This is a genomic window from Tabrizicola aquatica (genome assembly GCF_002900975.1).
Taxonomy (GTDB): Bacteria; Pseudomonadota; Alphaproteobacteria; order Rhodobacterales; family Rhodobacteraceae; genus Tabrizicola; species Tabrizicola aquatica.
Genome location: NZ_PJON01000005.1, coordinates 232,641 through 252,367, shown reverse-complemented (window position 1 = coordinate 252,367; position 19,727 = coordinate 232,641). Strand labels below are relative to the sequence as shown.

At 68.9% G+C, this 19,727-nt stretch carries 13 protein-coding genes; 7 read left to right on the top strand and 6 right to left on the bottom strand.

What is annotated here, in order from left to right:
• Window positions 1–140 precede the first annotated feature (140 nt).
• The 6 genes from bhcA to cueR all read left to right on the top strand — a co-directional run bounded on the left by bhcA (window position 141) and on the right by cueR (window position 7,377).
• Window positions 141–1,328 carry an L-aspartate--glyoxylate aminotransferase BhcA gene (gene bhcA / locus CXR42_RS17505; RefSeq protein WP_103258875.1) on the top strand — a complete coding sequence of 396 codons (1,188 nt, stop codon included), beginning with the start codon at window positions 141–143 and terminating at the stop codon, window positions 1,326–1,328.
• Between the two features lies 1 nt (window position 1,329).
• Window positions 1,330–2,283: a beta-hydroxyaspartate dehydratase BhcB gene (gene bhcB / locus CXR42_RS17500; RefSeq protein ID WP_103258874.1), complete on the top strand. Its 954-nt coding sequence runs from the start codon at window positions 1,330–1,332 to the stop codon at window positions 2,281–2,283.
• Window positions 2,284–2,288: 5 nt separating this feature from the next.
• The gene (bhcC, locus tag CXR42_RS17495) at window positions 2,289–3,452 is read left to right on the top strand and encodes a 3-hydroxy-D-aspartate aldolase BhcC (protein WP_103258873.1); all 1,164 of its coding nucleotides are present in this window, start codon (window positions 2,289–2,291) and stop codon (window positions 3,450–3,452) included.
• Window positions 3,453–3,454: 2 nt separating this feature from the next.
• Window positions 3,455–4,420, top strand: coding sequence for an iminosuccinate reductase BhcD (bhcD, locus tag CXR42_RS17490; RefSeq protein ID WP_103258872.1), 966 nt, complete (start codon window positions 3,455–3,457; stop codon window positions 4,418–4,420).
• A 117-nt stretch (window positions 4,421–4,537) separates the two neighbouring features.
• Entirely contained in the window at window positions 4,538–6,976 is a 2,439-nt protein-coding gene (locus tag CXR42_RS17485) for a heavy metal translocating P-type ATPase (protein ID WP_103258871.1), read from the top strand.
• Complete coding sequence (gene cueR, locus CXR42_RS17480; RefSeq protein ID WP_103258928.1) at window positions 6,976–7,377, top strand: Cu(I)-responsive transcriptional regulator; 402 nt, start codon at window positions 6,976–6,978, stop codon at window positions 7,375–7,377. The genes CXR42_RS17485 and cueR overlap by 1 nt, the downstream gene beginning before the upstream one ends.
• A 46-nt stretch (window positions 7,378–7,423) precedes the next feature.
• Here the strand turns inward: cueR and CXR42_RS17475 are convergent, their stop codons facing one another.
• A complete protein-coding gene (locus CXR42_RS17475; RefSeq protein ID WP_103258870.1) occupies window positions 7,424–8,155 on the bottom strand; it encodes an SDR family oxidoreductase in 732 nt (243 codons plus the stop codon).
• A gap of 104 nt (window positions 8,156–8,259) precedes the next feature.
• On the opposite strand from CXR42_RS17475, the gene CXR42_RS17470 reads away from it, so the two are divergent.
• Window positions 8,260–9,363, top strand: a complete 1,104-nt coding sequence (locus tag CXR42_RS17470) for a hypothetical protein (protein ID WP_103258869.1) — start codon at window positions 8,260–8,262, stop codon at window positions 9,361–9,363.
• A 29-nt stretch (window positions 9,364–9,392) separates the two neighbouring features.
• Here CXR42_RS17470 and galE read toward each other — a convergent pair whose 3' ends face one another.
• From galE to CXR42_RS19660, 5 genes are all read right to left on the bottom strand, one after another.
• On the bottom strand, window positions 9,393–10,376 hold the full coding sequence (galE, locus tag CXR42_RS17465; RefSeq protein ID WP_103258868.1) for a UDP-glucose 4-epimerase GalE: 984 nt from the start codon (window positions 10,374–10,376) through the stop codon (window positions 9,393–9,395).
• Window positions 10,377–10,387: 11 nt separating this feature from the next.
• Window positions 10,388–15,373 carry a calcium-binding protein gene (locus tag CXR42_RS17460; RefSeq protein WP_103258867.1) on the bottom strand — a complete coding sequence of 1,662 codons (4,986 nt, stop codon included), beginning with the start codon at window positions 15,371–15,373 and terminating at the stop codon, window positions 10,388–10,390.
• Between the two features lie 119 nt (window positions 15,374–15,492).
• Window positions 15,493–16,797, bottom strand: a complete 1,305-nt coding sequence (locus tag CXR42_RS17455; protein WP_103258866.1) for a UDP-glucose dehydrogenase family protein — start codon at window positions 16,795–16,797, stop codon at window positions 15,493–15,495.
• A gap of 78 nt (window positions 16,798–16,875) precedes the next feature.
• Window positions 16,876–17,247, bottom strand: a complete 372-nt coding sequence (locus CXR42_RS17450; protein ID WP_103258865.1) for a hypothetical protein — start codon at window positions 17,245–17,247, stop codon at window positions 16,876–16,878.
• 2 nt (window positions 17,248–17,249) lie between these two features.
• Window positions 17,250–19,667, bottom strand: coding sequence for a DUF2793 domain-containing protein (locus tag CXR42_RS19660; RefSeq protein ID WP_219727963.1), 2,418 nt, complete (start codon window positions 19,665–19,667; stop codon window positions 17,250–17,252).
• Between the last annotated feature and the right edge of the window lie 60 nt (window positions 19,668–19,727).

The following is a 19,727-nucleotide window of genomic DNA, read 5'->3' as shown; positions in this document are numbered from 1 at the left end:
TTCACTTCGCAGGATGAAAAATTGCAAGTTTATGACTTTCATACGTTATTCAGGCAACCCATGTAAATGAAAAATCTTTTCAAAAAAATGGCTATGCGGATGGCCTGCGGTTAAACTGCCTTCAGGACAGGAGACCCGCCATGAGCTTCCAGAACCCCGTTTTCATTCCCGGCCCCACCAACATGCCCGAGGATGTCCGCAAGGCGTGCGACATGCCGACGCTGGACCACCGCTCGCCGCTGTTCGGGGCGATCCTGCATCCCTGCCTGGACAACGTCCGCAAGGTGCTGAAGTCGGAGGCCGCGCAGGTGTTCCTGTTCCCCTCGACCGGGACCGGCGGCTGGGAGACGGCGATCAGCAACACCCTGTCGCCCGGCGATACGGTGTTGGCGGCGCGCAACGGGATGTTCAGCCACCGCTGGATCGACATGTGCCAGCGCCACGGGCTGAAGGTTCGGATCGTGGAAACCCCCTGGGGCGAGGGCATCCCCACCGCAAGGTTCGAGGAAATCCTGACCGCCGACACCGGCCACGAGATCAAGGTGGTCCTGGCCACCCATAACGAGACCGCGACCGGCGTGCGGTCGGACATTGCCGCCGTGCGCCGGGCGATCGACGCGGCGAAGCATCCGGCGATGCTGTTCGTGGATGGCGTGTCCTCGATTGGCTCGATGGACTTTCGCTTTGACGAATGGGGCGTGGACGTGGCGGTGACGGGCAGCCAGAAGGGCTTCATGCTGCCGGCCGGGCTGGCGATCCTGGGGTTCTCGGATCGTGCGGTGCAGGCCGGGCGGACGGCCACCCTGCCCCGCACCTTCTTTGACATCCAGGACATGGCCAAGGGCTATGCCAACAACGCCTTCCCCTATACGCCGCCGGTCGGCCTGATGAACGGCTTGCGCTATTCCAGCTCGCTTCTGCTGGAGGAGGGGCTGGAGAACGTCTTTGCCCGCCACCACCGCATCGCCGAGGGTGTGCGCCGGGCGGTCAGCGCCTGGGGGCTGGAGCTGTGCGCGGTGGATGCTTCGGTCCAGTCCGATACGGTCAGCGCGATCCGCACGCCGGCCGGGTTCGACGCCAGCCGGATCGTGGCCCATGCCGCCGAACGCTATGGCGTGGCCTTTGGCACCGGGTTGGGCGAGGTCGCGGGCAAGGTGTTCCGCATCGGCCATCTGGGCAGCCTGACCGACGTGATGACGCTGGCGGGGCTGGCCACGGCCGAGATGGTCATGGCCGACCTGGGTCTGAACATCCGTCTGGGGTCGGGCGTGGCGGCGGCGCAGGACTATTACCGCGGCCATGCGTTGCAAGCGAAGAAGGCGGCCTGAGATGCTGATCCCGACCTATGACGACATGCTGGCCGCGCATGACCGCATCCGTCCGCATATCCGCCTGACGCCGGTCCGTACCTCGGACTATCTGGACGAGCTGACCGGGGCACACCTGTTCTTCAAATGCGAGAACTTTCAGGAACCCGGCGCCTTCAAGGTGCGCGGCGCGACCAATGCGGTCTTTGGCCTGGACGAGGATAAGGCCCGGCGCGGGGTGGCGACGCATTCTTCGGGCAACCACGCCTCGTGCCTGTCCTATGCGGCGATGCTGCGGGGGATTCCCTGCAACGTGGTGATGCCGCGCACCGCCCCGCAGGCCAAGAAGGACACCGTGCGCCGCTATGGCGGGGTGATCACCGAATGCGAGCCGTCGACCACCAGCCGCGAGGCGACCTTTGCCACGGTGCAGGCGGCGACGGGGGGCGATTTCGTCCACCCCTACAACGATCCGCGCGTGATCGCGGGCCAAGGCACCTGCTCGCGTGAGTTCATGGAGCAGACGGGCGGCCTTGACATGGTCGTGGCGCCGATCGGCGGGGGCGGCATGATCTCGGGCACCTGCCTGACGCTGGCGACCCTGGCGCCCGAGACCAGGGTCATCGCGGCCGAGCCCGAGACCGCCGACGACGCCTATCGCAGCTTCAAGGCCGGGCAGATCATCGCCGACGACGCGCCGAAAAGCATCGCCGATGGCTTGCTGGTCCCGCTGAAGGACCTGACCTGGCACTTCGTGTCCTCGCACGTCAGCGAGATCTACACCGCCAGCGAGGATGAGATCGTGGCGGCGATGAAGCTGGCGTGGAAGCACCTGCGGATCGTGCTGGAACCCTCCAGCGCGGTGCCGCTGGCGGTGGTCCTGAAGAACCCCGATGCCTTCCGCGGCAAGCGCGTTGGCATCATCGTGACTGGCGGCAACGTCGATCTGGACAAACTTCCCTGGATGAAAGGGTGATTACCATGAACAAGCAGACAACTTTCGAAGGCCTGGAAGTGGGCTATGACATCCCTGCCCTGCCCGGCATGGACGAGGCCGATATCCAGACGCCCTGTCTGGTCCTGGACCTGGACGCGCTGGAGCGGAACATCAAGAAGATGGGCGACTATGCCCGCGCCCACGGGATGCGGCACCGGGTGCATGGCAAGATGCACAAGTCCGTCGATGTCGCCAAGCTGCAGGAACGGCTGGGCGGCTCGGTCGGGGTCTGCTGCCAGAAGGTGTCCGAGGCCGAGGTGTTCGCCCGCGGCGGGATCAAGGATGTGCTGGTGTCGAACCAGGTGCGCGACCCGGCCAAGATCGACCGGCTTGCCCGCCTGCCGAAACTTGGTGCGCGGACCATCGTCTGCGTCGACATGCTGGACAATGTGGCCGACCTGTCGGCGGCGGCGGTGAAGCATGGCACCACCATCGAATGCCTGGTTGAAATCGACTGCGGCGCCGGGCGCTGCGGTGTCAAGACGACGCCGGACGTGGTGGCGCTGGCCAAGGCCATCGACGCAGCACCGGGGCTGAAGTTCGCCGGCCTCCAGGCCTATCAGGGCGCGATGCAGCACATGGACAGCTATGACGACCGGAAGGCCAAGATCGACCTGGCCGTCGCCCAGGTGAAGGACGCGGTCGATGCGCTGAAGGCCGAGGGGCTGGACTGCGACATCGTCGGCGGCGGCGGCACGGGCAGCTATTATTTTGAGTCCACCTCGGGCGTGTACAACGAGCTTCAGTGCGGCAGCTATGCCTTCATGGATGCCGATTACGGCCGCATCCTGGACAAGGACGGCAAGCGCATCGATCAGGGCGAATGGGAGAATGCACTGTTCATCCTGACCAGCGTGATGAGCCACGCCAAGGCCGACAAGGCCATCGTGGATGCGGGCCTGAAGGCGCAGTCGGTGGACAGCGGTCTGCCGGTGATCTTTGGCCGGACGGATGTGAAATACGTCAAGTGCAGCGATGAACATGGCGTGGTCGAAGATCCGCAAGGGGTGCTGAAGGTGAACGACAAGCTGCGGCTGGTCCCCGGTCACTGCGACCCGACCTGCAACGTGCATGACTGGTATGTCGGGGTTCGCAACGGCAAGGTCGAGGTGGTCTGGCCGGTCTCGGCCCGCGGCAAGGCGTACTGACCATGTGGATCGTCCCCGAGGCCCAGATCGCCAGCCTGATGACCCGCGAGGCCGCCTTTACGGCGGTCGAGCAGGTCTTTGCCGCCATGGCCCGCGACGAGGCGCGCAACTTTCCCGTGGTGCGCGAAGCCTTGGGGCACGAGGACGCGCTTTACGGCTTCAAGGGCGGGTTTGACCGGGCGGGCAAGGTCCTGGGCCTGAAGGCCGGGGGCTACTGGCCGCACAACCTGGAACGGCGCGGGCTGATCAATCATCAGTCCACCGTGTTCCTGTTCGATCCCGACACCGGCCAGCCTGTGGCGATGGTCGGGGGCAACCTCTTGACCGCGTTGCGCACGGCCGCCGCTTCGGCCGTGTCGATCCGGCATCTGGCGCGGCCGGATGCGCGCGTCCTGGGCATGGTCGGCGCCGGGCATCAGGCCAAGTTCCAGTTGCGCGCGGCGCTGGAGCAGCGCGCGTTCGAGCGGGTGATCGGCTGGAACCTGCACCCCGAGATGCTGCCCGGCCTTGCCGCCGTGGCCGAGGAGGTCGGCCTGCCCTTCGAGGCGGTTCCGCTGGAAGGGCTGCGCGCGGCGGATGTGATCGTCACCATCACCTCGTCCTTCGCGCCGATCCTGATGGCCGACCATGTCAGTCCCGGCACGCATCTGGCCTGCATGGGCACCGACACCAAGGGCAAGCAGGAGGTGGATCCCCAGCTTCTGGCCGGTGCGCGGGTCTTTACGGATGAGGTCGCGCAGTCCATCAGCATCGGCGAAGCGCAGCACGCGGTCGCGCAGGGCCTGATCGCCGAAGCGGACGTCGTGCAACTGGGCCGGGTCATCACCGGGGCGGATCCGGGCCGCCGCTCGGACCAGGAGATCACCCTCTTCGACGGCACCGGGGTCGGGCTGCAGGATCTGGCCGTCGCGGCGGCTGTCGTAGATCTGGCCATCGCGCAGGGCAAGGCGATCCGGGTCGAGGTCTGACGCCGGCGGTTTATGGCCGCTTTCGGGGATCAGGAAAAAATCGACGTCGAAAGGGTTGACCTTCCTATGGTGGGAAGGTCCATATGGGTCAGGTCCCACGCAAAGGAGCGGACCGCCATGACCGACCAGACCCCGATTTCCATGACCCTTCCCGTGGAAGGTATGACCTGCGCCTCATGCGTGGGCCGGGTCGAACGTGCGCTGAAGGCCGTGCCGGGTGTGACCTCGGCCGCGGTGAACTTGGCCACCGGCCGCGCCGAAGTGACCGGGACCGCCGCGCCAGAGGCTGTCGTTGGTGCGATAAAGGCCGCGGGCTATGATGTGCCCGCCCAGCCCATTGATCTGGTGGTCGAGGGGATGACCTGCGCCTCTTGCGTCGGCCGGGTCGAGCGGGCGCTGAAGGCCGTGCCGGGTGTGACGCTGGCGACGGTGAACCTTGCCACCGAAAGCGCGCATGTCGAGGGGTTGGCAGGGCCCGACGCGCTGGTCGCGGCGATTAAGGGCGCGGGCTATGCCGCCCATGTCGCCGCCCCCGACGCCCCCCGCGACGAGGCCGAAGCCCGCGCCGCGGCCGAAGAGGCCCGGCTGAAGCGCGACCTGATCCTGGCGGCGGCGCTGACCCTGCCGGTCTTTGTGCTGGAAATGGGGGCGCATCTGGTCCCGGCCTTCCACCACTGGATTCTGGGGACCATCGGCCAGGGTGCCAGCTGGCTGATCCAGTTCCTGCTGACCACGGCGGTGCTGGCCGGGCCGGGGCGGCGGTTCTTCCTGAAAGGCATCCCCGCGCTGGTGAAGGGTGCCCCCGACATGTTCAGCCTTGTGGCGCTGGGGGCCGGCGCGGCCTGGGCCTATTCGACGCTGGCGACCTTCCTCCCGGCCCTGCTGCCCAGCGGCACGGTCGTCGTCTATTTCGAAGCCGCAGCGGTGATCGTCACGCTGATCCTGCTGGGCCGCCTGCTGGAAGCGCGGGCCAAGGGCCGGTCCTCGCAGGCGATCCGGCGGCTGGTCGCCTTGCAGCCGCAACTCGCCCATGTCCGGCGGGGCGACGTGGTGCAGGACTTGCCCGTGGCCGAGGTGCGGCCCGGCGACCTGCTGGACCTGCGCCCTGGCGAGCGGGTGCCGGTCGACGCGGTGGTGACCGAGGGCGCAAGCTGGGTCGACGAAAGCATGGTCACGGGCGAGCCGGTCCCGGCCGAGAAGCATCCCGGCGACAAGGTGATCGGCGGCACGGTCAACCAGGCCGGCGCGCTGGTCCTGCAGGCCACCGCCGTGGGGGCCGACACGGTCCTGTCCCGGATCATCCGCATGGTCGAGGCCGCGCAGGGCGGGAAGCTTCCGATCCAGGCGCTGGTCGACAAGGTGACGCTGTGGTTCGTGCCGGTGGTTATTGCTGCCGCCGCGCTGACCTTCCTGGTCTGGCTGGCCTTCGGCCCGGCCCCTGCGCTGCCGATGGCGCTGGTCAATGCCGTCGCCGTCCTGATCATCGCCTGCCCCTGTGCGATGGGGTTGGCCACGCCGGTCTCGATCCTGGTCGGCACCGGCCGGGGCGCGGAACTGGGCATCCTCTTCCGCAAGGGCGAGGCGCTGCAGGCGCTGCAAGGGGTGCAGATCGTGGCCTTCGACAAGACCGGCACGCTGACCGAAGGCAAGCCGCGCCTCCTGTCCTTCCACCCCGCGCCGGGTGAGACGCGCGCGGTGCTGCTGCCCCTGATCGCCGCGGTCGAGGCGCGGTCGGAACACCCAGTCGCCCGCGCCATCGTCGCCGCGGCCGAGGGTCTGGACCTGCCCGAAGCCACCGACTTCCGCGCCTCGCCCGGCCATGGCGTAAGCGCGATGATCGGCGGTGAGGAGGTCGTCGTCGGTGCCGCGCGCGAGATGACGGCGCGGGGGATCGACATCGCCGCCTATACCGATCAGGCCGCCGCCCTTGCGGATCGCGGCGAAAGCCCGGTCTATGCCTCGCGGCGCGGAAAGGTGGTGGCGCTGCTCTCGGTGGCCGATGCGATCAAACCCACCACGCCCGAGGCGATTGCGGCGCTGAAGGCACGTGGCCTGCGGCTGGCGATGATCACCGGCGACGACGCCCGCACCGCCCGCGCCATCGCCCGCGACCTTGGCATCGACGAGGTGGTGGCCGAGGTCACCCCCGAAGGCAAGGTCGAGGCCCTGCACAAGCTGAAGGCGCAGGGCCGGCTGGCCTTTGCCGGCGACGGCATCAACGACGCGCCGGCCCTGGCCGAGGCGGATGTGGGCATCGCCATGGGCACCGGCACCGAAGTGGCGATCGAGGCGGCCGAGGTCGTGCTGGTCGCGGGCCAATTGCCGGCGCTGGCCCAGGCGATCGGGCTGTCGCAGGCGACCTTGGGCAATATCCGGCAGAACCTGTTCTGGGCCTTTGCCTACAATGCCGCGCTGATCCCGGTCGCGGCGGGGGTCTTGTACCCTGCCTTCGGCATCCTGTTGTCCCCCGTTCTTGCCGCCGGGGCGATGGCGATGTCCTCGGTCTTTGTCATCACCAACGCCTTGCGGCTGAAACGCTATGGAGTCCGCGCATGATGAACATCGGCGAGGCCGCCGCCGCCTCGGGCGTGTCGGCCAAGATGATCCGCTATTATGAGGAAACCGGCCTGATCCCGCCCGCCGGGCGCACCGGGGCGGGCTACCGGACCTATGGTCCGAAAGAGGTGCAGATCCTGCGCTTTGTCCGCCGCGCCCGCGATCTGGGCTTTCCGATGGAGAAGGTGGGTGACCTTCTGGCGCTGTGGCGCGACCGGTCCCGCGCCAGTGCCGAGGTCCGGCGGCTGGCCGAGGATCAGGTGGCGGCCCTGACCGCGCGCATTCGCGAGATGGAAGAGATGAAGGCGACGCTGGAGCATCTGGTCCACGCCTGTGCGGGCGACGAACGGCCGGACTGCCCGATCCTGGCCGACCTCGGCGGCGGAAACTGCCGGACGTGACAGCGTAAGGTGGGGTCGAACCCCACCCTACGACAGGGCCACCCGGTCAGGTATTGGACCAGCCGCCGTCGATCACATGCGCGACGCCGGTCGTGAAGCTGGATTCGTCCGAGGCAAGATAGACCACCAGCGCCGCGATTTCCTCGGCCGTCGCCATCCGCCCGGTGGGCTGCCGCGCCAGGAACGCCTTGCGCGCGGCTTCGTAATCGCCGCTATCCTGCATCCGCTGCCGCAACGACGGCGTGTCGACCGTGCCGGGACAGACGGCGTTGCAGCGAATGCCCTTTGCCACGAAATCCGCCGCGATCGCCTTGGTCAACCCGATCACCCCGGCCTTTGTCACCCCATAGACCGCCCGGTTCGGCGCCGCGATGATCGACCCCGCGACCGAGGCCATGTTGATGATGTTGCCGTGCCCCCGTTCGATCATCCCCGGCAGCACCGCCCGGCACATGCGGAACATCGCGGTCAGGTTCAAATCCAGGCTGAAGGCCCAGGTCTCCTCGTCACAATCCAGGATCGTGCCATTCGCCACGAAGCCCGCGCAGTTGAACAGGACGTCGGGGATGCCGACCTCGGCGAAAGTCTGGGTGATCGCCGCTGGGTCGCGCACGTTCAGGACCCGTGTCTCGCAGCCCGCCATCCCGGACAGCGCATCGGCGTTCACGTCGGTCGCGATGACCCGCGCGCCTTCCCGCGCCATCGCCAGCGCCGAGGCCCGCCCGATCCCCGCGCCTGCCGCCGTCACCAAGACCACCTTGCCGTCCAGCCGTCCCATGCCCGCCCTCCGCTGCTTTGCGGTCAGCCTAGCGCCGCGTAAACTGACATGCCAGTTCCCTTTGCACGCTGCCAGGTCTAGTCTGCGGCGAAAAGGACCGCGCCATGCTTCACCCGATCAGCGCCCAGGGCATCACCGCCAGCTTCGCCGCCCGGGGCGGCGTCCTGCGCCAGTTCACCGTGACGGACGAGGGTGTGGAGATCGCGCCCCTGCACCACGCCCCTTGGGCCGCCTGGGAGGTTCCGGCCGAGGCCCCGCCGCACCAGGCCTGGCTGGCCGGCGACTTTCTGGCCGCGCCGATGGGGCCGGGAACGGATGGGCTGCACGGGCTGTGCGCGAACGGCGACTGGCAGGTCCTTCCCTGCGGCGCGGGCCAGTTGCGCGCGGTTCTTGAAGGCGCAGTCCACGGCGCGACCGTGGTCAAGGAGCTGTCGGTCGAGGATGGCCATCCCTTCGTCTATCAGCGCCATCTTTTCATCGGCGGGCATGGGGCGCTGCCGGTGTCGAACCACGCGATGCTCCATGTCCCGAACGGGGCCAAGCTTTCCTTCTCGCGCAAGCGCTGGTGGGAAACGCTGGCCGAGCCGCTGGAAACGACACAAGGCCGCTCTGCCCTGGCCTATCCCCGCCGGGCCGAGGACGCGGCCGAGTTTCCGGGGGCGGACGGCGGCACGCTGAACCTGCACCGGTATCCCTGGGGCCCGCAGCATGAGGATTTCGTGGCCGGGATCGAGGACCCGACCGCGCGGCTGGGCTGGACCGCCGTGGTCCGACCCAAGGAGGGCGACCTATTCCTGTCGCTGAAGAATGCCCGCGCGCTGCCGATGACAATGCTGTGGCATTCGAACGGCGGACGCGATTACGCACCCTGGAACGGCCGGCACCTGGGCTGCCTGGGCGTCGAGGAAGGCGCGGCGCTGCCCGTGCTGGGCCTGTCCTCGCGTGAGGAGCCGGACCCGCTGACTGCCGCCGGCCAGCCCGCACTTCTGCAGCTTGATCCGCATGGGACGGCCGAGGTCCGGCATATCCTGGGCGCGATCCGCTGGCCCTCGGGCCAGGCGGTGGCGGGGGTGATGCTGGAAGGCGATGTGCTGACCGTCACCGGGGATTGGGGCGCGGAACGCAAGCTGGCGATCCGGGGCGATTGGTTGGGGCTGTTGGATCAGACGGTTACGCCGACAAAGCGCCCGCGGGACTGGGACCTCTGATCGGGACGGAAATCGCCGCCGCGCCCGGATCAGGCGCTGAAACCCGGTTTCTGCGCCCAGGCCCAGGCATCGCCGATCATCTGGCGCAGGGTGGAACGCTGCGGCTCCCACCCCAAGTCCTGCACCGCAAGCGTGGACGACGAGACCAGCGCCGCCGCATCCCCCGCCCGGCGGGGGCCGATCACCACCGGCACCTCGCGGTTGGTGACGATCCGGCTGGCCTCGATCACCTCGCGCACCGAAAACCCGCGTCCGGTGCCCAGGCAGAAGATCCCGTTGCCCGCCCCGTCCAAAAGCCGCCGCAACCCCAGAACATGCGCCTGGGCCAGGTCGGTCACATGGACATAGTCGCGCACGCAGGTGCCGTCCGGCGTCGGATAGTCGGTCCCATGCAGCGTCAGCGCCGGGCGCTTGCCCGCCACCGCATCGAGCAACAGCGGGATCAGATGCGTCTCGGGCCTGTGCTGTTCGCCGACCTCGCCTTCGGGGTCGGCACCGGCCACGTTGAAATAGCGGAAGATCACATGGTTGATCCCGAAGGCCGCGCCGAAATCGCGGACCATGCCCTCGATCGCCAGTTTCGACCCGCCATAGGCGTTGATCGGACGCTGCGGCGTGTCCTCGGTCAGCAGCACCCCGTCCTGGTCGCCATAGGTCGCGCAGGTTGACGAAAAGACGAAATTCTGCACGCCCGCCGCCGCACAGGCCTCCAGCAGGTTCAAGGCCCCGCCGACATTGACGCGCCAATAATGGCCGGGGTCCTGCATCGACTGGCCGACCAGCGACAGGGCCGCGAAATGCAGGACGGCGACCGGGCGATGTTCGGCCAGGGCGGCGTCGATCGTGGCGCGGTCCATCAGGTCGCCCCGCACCAGCGGGCCCCATTTCACCGCCTCGGCCCAGCCGGTCGTCAGATTGTCGAAGGCCACCGGCACGAACCCCGCCCGTGCCAGCGCCTTGCAGGCATGGGCCCCGATATAGCCCGCCCCGCCCGTCACCAGCACCTTGGTCATCGCTCTCTCCGTCAGACGAACTGGATATCGTCGGCCAGAAGTGATGTGTCGAAAATCCCCCGGATGTCCAGTGTCCCCGCCGCGCCAAGGTCGATCACCACCCCGGTTGCCGTCACCGTCGCACTGGCCAGCAGGTCCTCCACCTCGGGCGGATCGCCGGACCACAGATCGGCCGACAGCTGGATCCGGTCGCTGCCTTCGGTGAAGTCGGTCAGCACATCCCGGCCACCGGTAAAGACGAAGGTATCGGCCCCGGTGCCGCCGGTCAGCCAGTCGTCGCCTGCACCGCCATCCAGCCAGTCATCGCCCGCCCGGCCCGAGAGACTGTCATTGCCCGCCCCGCCCAGCAGCCGATTGGACCCGCCGTCGCCCGCCAGACTGTCGTTCAGGGCCGAGCCTTCCAGCCCCTCGATCCCGATGTACAGATCGCCCCGCGCGTCGCCCTGGTTCAGTGCGGGGGTGGCCAGATCCGCCACGACGCCCGCCGTCGCGTCCGCATAGCTGGCAATGTCCAGCCCTGCCCCGCCGTCCAGCCGGTCATTGCCCGCGCCGCCCAGCAGCCAGTCATCGCCCCCGCCGCCATACAGCGAGTCATTGCCCGCCCCGCCGGCCAGCCAGTCATCGCCTGCCCGTCCGTCCAGCATATCGTTTCCGGCCAGGCCGTTGACACGATCATTCGCCAGACTGCCCAGGAAGCGATCGTTGCCGAACCCCAGTTCATAGGCCTCGATCCCGATCAGGACATCGCCCAGGGCATCGCCACTGTTCAGGCCGGGCTGCAACAGGTCGATCCCGACCGCTGCGGTCGCCGTGCGGTAGCTGGCCAGATCATACCCCTCGCCCCCGTCCAGAAGGTCGCGCCCGGCCCCCCCGATCAGCACGTCGTCGCCCGATCCGCCATAAAGCCGGTCGTTGCCCACTCCGCCACTCAGAAAATCGTTGCCCTCACCACCCTCCAGAAAGTCGTCGCCCGCCTCGCCTTCCAGGCTGTCAGCGCCCGTCCGGCCGAACAGCAGGTCATTGCCGGCCCCGCCAAGAAGCAGATTGCCCAGGTCATCGCCGTATAGCGAATCCGCGGCCGAGGTCCCGGCCAGATTTTCGATCTCGATCAGGATATCCAATGCCGCCTCGCCCCGATTGCGCGACGGGTCGGCCAGATCGATCAGGACGGCAGTGGTGAATTCGCCGTAGCTGGCCAGGTCCAGCCCCGCGCCGCCGATCAGCGTGTCGGCGCCGAGGCCGCCCAAGAGCGTGTCGTCCCCCGCGCCGCCGTCCAGCGTGTCGTTGCCCGCCCGGCCCCAAAGGCTGTCGGACCCCTCCAGCCCCAGCACCAGGTTCGCCAGCGCGTCGCCCAGAAGCGCATCGGCGAAGGCCGAGCCCTCCAGGTCCTCGATCCCCAGATAGAGGTCGCCCCGCGCATCGCCCAGGTTGCCCGCCGGTGCCGCAAGGTCGGCCCGCACCCCCGCCGTCGCATCGGCATGGCTGACCCGGTCGCGCCCCAGACCCCCCTCCAGCCGGTCCGCCCCGGCCCCGCCCAACAGCGTGTCATCCCCCTCGCCGCCGTAAAGAAGGTCATTCCCCGCCCCGCCCGCCAGCCAGTCCGCCCCGCCCTCGCCCCGGAAGCTGTTGGCCAGGCTGTCGCCCGCCAGCCGGTCGTCAAGGCCGGTCGCCACCACCGCCTCGACCCCCGCCAGGCTGTCGCCCGCCGCCGCCCCGGCGTTGCGGCCCTGGTCGGCCAGGTCCAGCACCATCCCCTCGGTCGCGTCGAGCCAGAGCGCGGTGTCGAGCCCCAGGCCGCCCTCGATCAGGTCCGCCCCCGCCCCGGACCACAGGCTGTCGTTGCCGTCCCCGCCATAAAGCCGGTCGTCCCCCGCCCCGCCCCACAGCTGGTCGTCGCCCGCCGCGCCCCACAGGCTGTCCGCGCCCGCATCGCCCCAGAGGCTGTCATGGCCCAGGCCCCCGTCCAGGCTGTCGTCGCCGTCGCGGCCGCGGATCTGGTCGTTGCCCGCCCCGCCCAGCAAAAGGTTCGCCGCCGCGTCGCCCGCCATGGTGTCGGCCCCGGCCCCGCCGATCAGCCCCTCGATCCCGAGATAGACATCCCCCGCCGCCTCGCCGGTGTTCTGCCCGGGATCGGCCAGGTCGATCCGCAGCACCGTCGTCGTCTCGCCGTAGCTCGCCAGGTCCAGCCCCGCGCCGCCGATCAGCGTGTCGGCGCCGAGGCCGCCCAAGAGCGTGTCGTCCCCCGCCCCGCCGTCCAGCGTGTCGTTGCCCGCCCGGCCCCAGAGGCTGTCAGACCCCTCCAGCCCCAGCACCAGGTTCGCCAGCGCGTCACCCAGAAGCGCATCGGCGAAGGCCGAGCCCTCAAGGTCCTCGATCCCCAGATAGAGGTCGCCCCGCGCATCGCCCAGGTTGCCCGCCGGTGCCGCAAGGTCGGCCCGGACCCCCGCCGTCGCATCGGCATGGCTGACCCGGTCGCGCCCCAGACCCCCCTCCAGCCGGTCCGCCCCGGCCCCGCCCAACAGCGTGTCATCCCCCTCGCCGCCGTAAAGAAGGTCATTCCCCGCACCCCCCGCCAGCCAGTCGGCGCCAAGGCGGCCGTCCAGCGTATCGTTGCCGGCGCGGCCATCGACCAGATCGCCGCCGTCCGAGCCGAAGAAGCGGTCGTTGAAGGCGGTCAGCAGGAAGCCCTCGATGGTGATGAAGGTATCGCCCGCCGCGTCACCCGAGGACAGGCTGGGCGTCTTGAGGTCCAGCGTCAGGCCGGTGCTGCTGTCGGCATAGCTGGCGTAGTCCAGGCCTGCGTTCCCCTCCAGCCGGTCGGCCCCCGCCCCGCCGACCAGCGTGTCCGAGCCATCGTTGCCGTAGAGCGAATCGTTGCCGCCCCGGCCTTCGACCAGATCGTTGCCGCCGACACCGAACAGGATGTTCGCCAGGTGGTCGCCGGACAGGGTATCGGCGTGAATGCTGCCTTCGAATTCCTCGATCGCGATGAAAAGATCGCCGGCCGCCTCACCTGCGTTGAGGCCGGGGGCGAAGAGGTCCAGTCGGACGCCCTCGGCCGCTTCGCGATAGCTGGCACGGTCGCGGCCGGCACCACCGTCGATAAGGTCGGCCCCCAGGCCGCCCGAGATCGTGTCGTTGCCCGCGCCGCCGTAGAGGCTGTCGGACCCGGCCAGCCCCCAGATCCGGTCCGCCCCGTCGCTGCCGTCCAGCAGGTTCTGGCCGCTGTCGCCGGTCAGGCTGTCGTTGAAGCGTGAGCCGATGACGCCTTCGATGCCCAGAAAGACCTGGCCCTGGGCGAGGCCCAGGTTCAGGTGGGGCGACTGCAGGTTGACCCGGACGCCTGCCAACGCCTCGGAAAAGGCGATGCGGTCGAAGCCCGCGCCGCCGACCAGGGTATCGGGGCCAACGGTGACCATGAACATGTCGTCGCCATCGGTGCCCACCAGCGAGTCGATCTGGGCGGTGCCGCGGATCTGGTCGTCGGCATAGGCCGGATCGGGCAGCGCATGCCAGAGGCCGACGAAATCGGTCGCACGGAAGGCCTGCGGCAGGATCGGCAGGCCGTTCGCCGACCGGATTTCAAGCACTTCGTCGCCATAGCTGATGCTTGCGCCGGTGGCCGTGGCGGTGATCGCAAGGCTGGACAGCGCGTGGATGCGGCCCCAGGCGGACAGGTCGATCTTGTCGATTCCCAACTGGAAATCCTGGATCGTGTCGGTGTTCCCATCCGCCGACAGGACGAAGAGGTCCGCCCCGGCCCCGCCGTACAGCACATCATTGCCCGCACCGTCGATCAGGATGTCGGCGCCGCCTTCGCCGCGGATCGTCTCGTCCCCCTCGCCCCCCAGGATCAGGTCGCCTGCGGCACTTCCGGTCAGGCTGGCGGCCTCGGCCCCGCCCTGGATCATCGGGGCGAGCGGGCCGGGATCGATCTGCAGCCGGGTGATGCCGGCGCCTTCGCTGGCGACGAAAAGGTCGACCTTGCCGTCCACCACCCGCGCCGTCATCGCGGTGATGTTGTCCAGCGCCAGGCCCGGCAGGTGCAGCTGCTGGCCGACGGGAAGCAGCAGCCCCTCGGGCGTCAGCAGCATCACGGTGATCCCGCCGTCCGCGCCACCGGCGATCACCAGCACGCGGTCGCCGATCGTCACGGTCTCGATCGCCTGGACGCCCTGAAAGCGCGTGTCCAGCGTGTCGATCACATGGTCGGCCGCCCGCATCACCCCGCCGGCCGCGATCTCGATCACGCTGACCGAGGATGAGCCGGAGGCGGCGACCAGCAGGTAGCTGCGCCCCCCGACCTCCACCACCTCGACATCCGAAGGGTTGGCCATGCCCAGGCCCTGTGGGGCGCCAAGCACCGTGGGGGTCGCCAGGGTGCCGTCCGGCTGGATGCGGAAGGCGCGCACCACATCGGCGCCCAGGGACAGGCTGACCAGAAAGGTATCCGCCCCGACGCGGACCGAGGTCATGGCCGAAATGTCGATTCCCGGTTGCGGCCCGGCCATCACCCGCGGCGCAAGCTGGGTCATCGCGCCCGAGGCCGAGACCGCATAGGCGTGGACCGTCGCTTCGCCCGGACGGGCGGCGTAGAAGAAGGTCGCGCCGCCGACCTGGACGACAGTCTGGGCGCAGATCGTGCCGGTCAGGCTGCCGGGCAGCTGCAAACCGGTAACCAGCGCCCCGTCGGCCTGCAGCGAAAACGTGCGCACCCCGGACTGGTGCGCACCCGATACCACCAAATGCTGCGCCCCGTTCACTGTCAGCAGGTCCAGCCCGGCCGGCGCCGGCAGCGTCGTGCCGGCGGCCATGTTTTCCTGGTCGACCAGCGTCATCGCGCCGTCCACGTCCAGCGCCAGGACGCCCCCGCCCGCACGCGTGGCCGTGTACAGCACGAGGTTCCCACCCCGCACCACCAGTTCCATATCAGAAATGCCAGAGACCATGTTCAGCGGCGCAGCCGTGAACGTCTCCACAACATGGACGTTGAACACCCCGAGCCCCACACAGACCCTATATACCCAGGGATCAGGCTGGCAGAGCGTCGTTACTTCAGGCTGAAGGCATCCGGGCGGAAATCGGACCTTTGCACCGGATTTTCGGCAATTGCGATCTAGCGGCCGACAGCGACATAGGTGGCAAAGCCGGCTTCCAGCACCTCGGCCCGGTCATAGATGTTGCGCAGATCCGCCATACGGGGGACCGTCATCTTGCGCGCCAGCTTGGCCAGGTCCAGGCCGCGGAACTCGTTCCACTCGGTCAGAAGGATGACCAGATCGGCACCGGTGGCGGCCTGATAGGGGTTGTCGACCCACTTGACGCCCGGCAACAGCGCGGTCCCCTCGTGCTGGCCCTGGGGATCGCAGACCCGCACCTTCGCCCCCGCGCCGACCAGCGCCGGCACGATGGTCAGCGAGGGCGCGTCGCGCATGTCGTCGGTGTTCGGCTTGAAGGTCACGCCCAGGACCGCGATGGTCTGGTCGCGCAGCGTGCCGTCGCAGGCGTCGACGATCTTGTCGATCATCCGCCGCTTGACCTCATCGTTGACCTTGATCACGGCCTCGACGATCTGCAACGGCACCGAATGGTCCTGGCCGATCCGGGCCAATGCCTTGGTATCCTTTGGGAAACAGCTTCCGCCATAGCCCGGGCCAGCATGCAGGAACTTGTCGCCGATGCGGCCGTCCATGCCCATGCCCTTGGCCACGGCCTTCACATCCGCGCCGACCCTTTCGCACAGGGCGGCAATTTCGTTGATGAAGGTGATCTTGGTCGCAAGAAAGGCGTTGGCTGCGTATTTGATCATCTCGGCGCTTTCCAGGTCGGTATAGACCACCGGGAAATCGCGCAGCGAGAGGGGGCGATAAAGCTCGGCCATCACCTTGCGCGCCTTCTGGCTTTCGACGCCGATCACCACCCGGTCGGGGCGCATGAAATCGTCGATCGCCGCACCTTCGCGCAGGAATTCGGGGTTCGAGGCGACGTCGAACTTTGCCTGAGGGTTCGCCGCGCGGATCGTCTCGGCGACCTTGCGGTTGGTGCCGACCGGGACGGTGGACTTGGTCACCACCACCGCGTGGCCGGTCAGCGCGCGCCCGATCTCTTCGGCGGCGGCCATCACATAGGTCAGGTCGGCATGGCCATCGCCGCGCCGCGTCGGGGTGCCCACGGCGATGAACACGGCCTCGGCCCCGTCCACGGCGGCAACCAGGTCGGTCGTGAACGACAGCCGCCCGGCGGCCGTGTTCTTGGCGATCAGCGCCGCAAGACCCGGCTCGAAGATCGGCACCTCGCCGCGGTTCAGCCGCTCGATCTTGCCGGCGTCCCGGTCGACGCAGATCACGTCATGCCCGAAATCCGAAAAGCACGCGCCCGAGACCAGCCCCACATAGCCCGTTCCGATCATCGCAATGCGCATGTTGCACGTCCTTCAAACGACCACAGACCTGTCTATGCAGGCCCGTGGCGCCTGTCAAACTCCGCCATGGGCGGGGCTTCAGCCCTCGGGCTTGGGAAACCGTGCGCGCACTGCGGCGACCGCGGCCAGCCAGTCCGCCTGGGTCGCCTCGCCGCGCTGCCACTCGAAGAACACCGGGTCGGCCTCTTGCTCCATGGCCACCCGCACCGCCTCGCGCCGGTCCTGCCGCGCGGCCTCGCGCTCGGCCGCACGGGCGGCGGCCTGCTCCTCGGCCGTCGGTGCGGGCGGCGGGGTCAGCTTGCGCCTGACCCAGCGCCCGCCGCTGCCCAGCGCATGGGCAGCCAGGAAGGCCGGGCTCTCGGCCTCGACCTCGACCGCCCCCTCGACCGGCTCGGTGCCGACCCAGACCGGCTCGCCAACGGCGTTCAGCAGGACGTGGTACCTTGCCATGCTCAGTAATCCGTCTCGATGTAGATGCACTTGACCGACAGGCCGATGACCGACGAGACGCCCCCCACGCTCAACAGCATGTAGGGTGCCATCAGCGTCGTTGCCGACGGCAGGTCCGAGGTGACCGTCCCGGCCGCCTCGGCCCCTGTGGTCAGGTTGCGCAGCCGGTAGTTGACCAGTTGCACCGTTCCGGGCGGCGAGAACAGGGCAAGCTCATAGACATCCTGCGCGTCCACATTGGGCTTGGGGAAGCCCGCGCCCAGGTTGACCTTGGTGGCGGACCCGCTGCCGTCGTTGGTCATCACGTGGAAGGTCGTGTCGGCAGCGTCGTAGCCCACCCCGACGATGTTCGTCAAAGTGGACGGGTTCACATCCGTGGGCGTCGCGGTGGGGCGCAGGCCGACAAAGCAGCGGTGGCTGGCGTTGCTCATGCCGGTGTCCCCGCCCCAGCGCGCAATCATGTGGAACCCGCCCAGCCCCGCAATCGTCCCGCCGACCGAATGCTGGTTCGCCGATCCGCGCCAGCACACCACCGCCGTCGTCGACGCCGTGGTCACCCGATAGCCAATCCGCCGCATCATGGTGAACAGCGACCCGGTGGACACGTTCATCGCAGTCGCCGTGCCGGTCGCGGTGACGGTCATGCCCATCGCGGTGAAGGCGGTGCTGCTGTTGCCATGCGGAATCCACCAGACCGCACGGTTCAGGCCCAGATGCGGCTGCAGCGGCGAATCCAGGCCCGACGGCCCCATCACCACCGGCAACATGCGCCCGCCGACCGAGCGGGCATACATCGCCAGCTTTCCGGCATCCGGCGCTGGTGGCAGGGTCGCGGTGGGCAGGGTCAACACGCCGCCGTCGCTCAGCGTCACGTCGCCTGCGCTAACCAGCTTGCCGGTCGTGCCGTCAAAGCGGACCAGCGCCCGGTCCGTGGCACTCGCCGGGCCGACCACGTCGCCCGATCCACCACCAGCGCCGGCCGGGGCCGCCCAGGTCCCATCCGCCCGCAGAAAATTCGCCGTCCCCCCGCCCGAGGCCGGCACCACACCCTTGGTCGTGCTGGTGAAGTCGTCCAAAAGCGCCGTCACCTGCGCGCCCGTCAGGTCTTGCGGGGCACCCGCCCCCGCCGCGACGCGGCCCTTGATCGTGCCGCTGGCCATGTCGTCCAGCTTGGCGTTCGTCACCGCCCCGGCGTCGATGCTCCAGACCGCCCCGCTGCCCGAAACGGTGATGTCGCCCTTGTCCCCGTCCGTCACCCCGCCAGCCGTGGCAGACACCGTCAGCGTCCCGGCCGTGTCGTTGTAGGCAAGGCTGATGTTCGCCCCCGGCACCAGCAGCCCGGCCACCCGGTCATCCACCGCCTCGGCAAAATCGCCGTTCGTCGCGGCGGCCTGCGTGCCCGTATGCGTCGCCCGGTCGCGCAACGCCGCATCGCTGGCGTTCGCTGTGGCCCCATCCGCCACGTTCAGGATGCTCCGCGCCTGCGCCGGGCTCAGCACTTCCGGCGCGCCCGTGCCCGCCGTGTCGCGGCCAAGCAGACTGTCGGTCGCCATCGGCGCCAGCTTGTCCAGCGTCACCGCCCCCGCGTCGATGCTCCAGACCGCGCCGCTGCCCGAGACGCTGATGTCGCCCTTGTCCCCGTCCGTCACCCCGCCACCCCCGCCCAGCGGCAGCGTCGCCCCGGCCGAGCGGACCTTCACCTCGCCCGTGGTGGTATTCAGCCACAGCGTCCCATCGACCGGGGTCGCCGGATCAACCGCCTGGCCGCCCAGATGCAAGGGCTGCGGCAGGGTCACCTCGCCCGTGGCCCCGTCCGCCTCCAGCCCGGTGAACCAGGTCGCGCCATCCGCGCTGACCTTGACGCTGAAATCATCCGACCCGGCCGTCCCCATCTCGGCCCGCCCGCCGAATCCGGTCTGGAACAACAGGCTTGCGGTATCCCCCGCCGTGGCCTTGTTCAGCTTCAGCTGATGCCCCGCCCCCGCATGGTTCAAAAGCGTCGCCGGCGCGGAGACCGCCAGTCGGTTCACCCCATCCGGGCTGGCCGAGACGCCAAGCCGCGACACCTCCAGCTCGCCATCCGACAGCGCCGTCCAGGACAGCCCGTCAAAGACCGCCGTCTGGCCCTCGGCCAGGACATGCGCGCGCCAGCCGGGCAGGGCCTGGGTGAACTGCCAGCCAGTCGCGGTGTAAAGCGCGATGCGCCCGGATTGCCCGACCCAGGGCCCCGTCGCCCCCGCCGCCACGATATGCCGGTCGCCGACCGCCGGCAGCGCCGGAGCCGTGGTCTGCACCCGGTCGATGACCGTCAGCTGGACGATCAGGTCCAACTGCGCCAACGCTTCGTTATGGGTGACGTGTTTCTGCGCCTGCGCCGGAAGGATCAGGGGCAGCGACAGGATCGTCGTTTCGTCGGGCATGGATACCTCCGCAGGATCGCCGTGGCCCGCGACCCTAGGGAAAAGGCGTCAACACCGGCT

Bases quoted from the DNA above. Each gene is read 5' to 3' on its own strand.
- bhcA (WP_103258875.1), top strand. From the start codon at position 141: ATGAGCTTCCAGAACCCCGTTTTCATTCCCGGCCCCACCAACATGCCC.
- bhcB (WP_103258874.1), top strand. From the start codon at position 1,330: ATGCTGATCCCGACCTATGACGACATGCTGGCCGCGCATGACCGCATC.
- bhcC (WP_103258873.1), top strand. From the start codon at position 2,289: ATGAACAAGCAGACAACTTTCGAAGGCCTGGAAGTGGGCTATGACATC.
- bhcD (WP_103258872.1), top strand. From the start codon at position 3,455: ATGTGGATCGTCCCCGAGGCCCAGATCGCCAGCCTGATGACCCGCGAG.
- CXR42_RS17485 (WP_103258871.1), top strand. From the start codon at position 4,538: ATGACCGACCAGACCCCGATTTCCATGACCCTTCCCGTGGAAGGTATG.
- cueR (WP_103258928.1), top strand. From the start codon at position 6,976: ATGAACATCGGCGAGGCCGCCGCCGCCTCGGGCGTGTCGGCCAAGATG.
- CXR42_RS17475 (WP_103258870.1), bottom strand. From the start codon at position 8,155: ATGGGACGGCTGGACGGCAAGGTGGTCTTGGTGACGGCGGCAGGCGCG.
- CXR42_RS17470 (WP_103258869.1), top strand. From the start codon at position 8,260: ATGCTTCACCCGATCAGCGCCCAGGGCATCACCGCCAGCTTCGCCGCC.
- galE (WP_103258868.1), bottom strand. From the start codon at position 10,376: ATGACCAAGGTGCTGGTGACGGGCGGGGCGGGCTATATCGGGGCCCAT.
- CXR42_RS17455 (WP_103258866.1), bottom strand. From the start codon at position 16,797: ATGCGCATTGCGATGATCGGAACGGGCTATGTGGGGCTGGTCTCGGGC.
- CXR42_RS17450 (WP_103258865.1), bottom strand. From the start codon at position 17,247: ATGGCAAGGTACCACGTCCTGCTGAACGCCGTTGGCGAGCCGGTCTGG.
- CXR42_RS19660 (WP_219727963.1), bottom strand. From the start codon at position 19,667: ATGCCCGACGAAACGACGATCCTGTCGCTGCCCCTGATCCTTCCGGCG.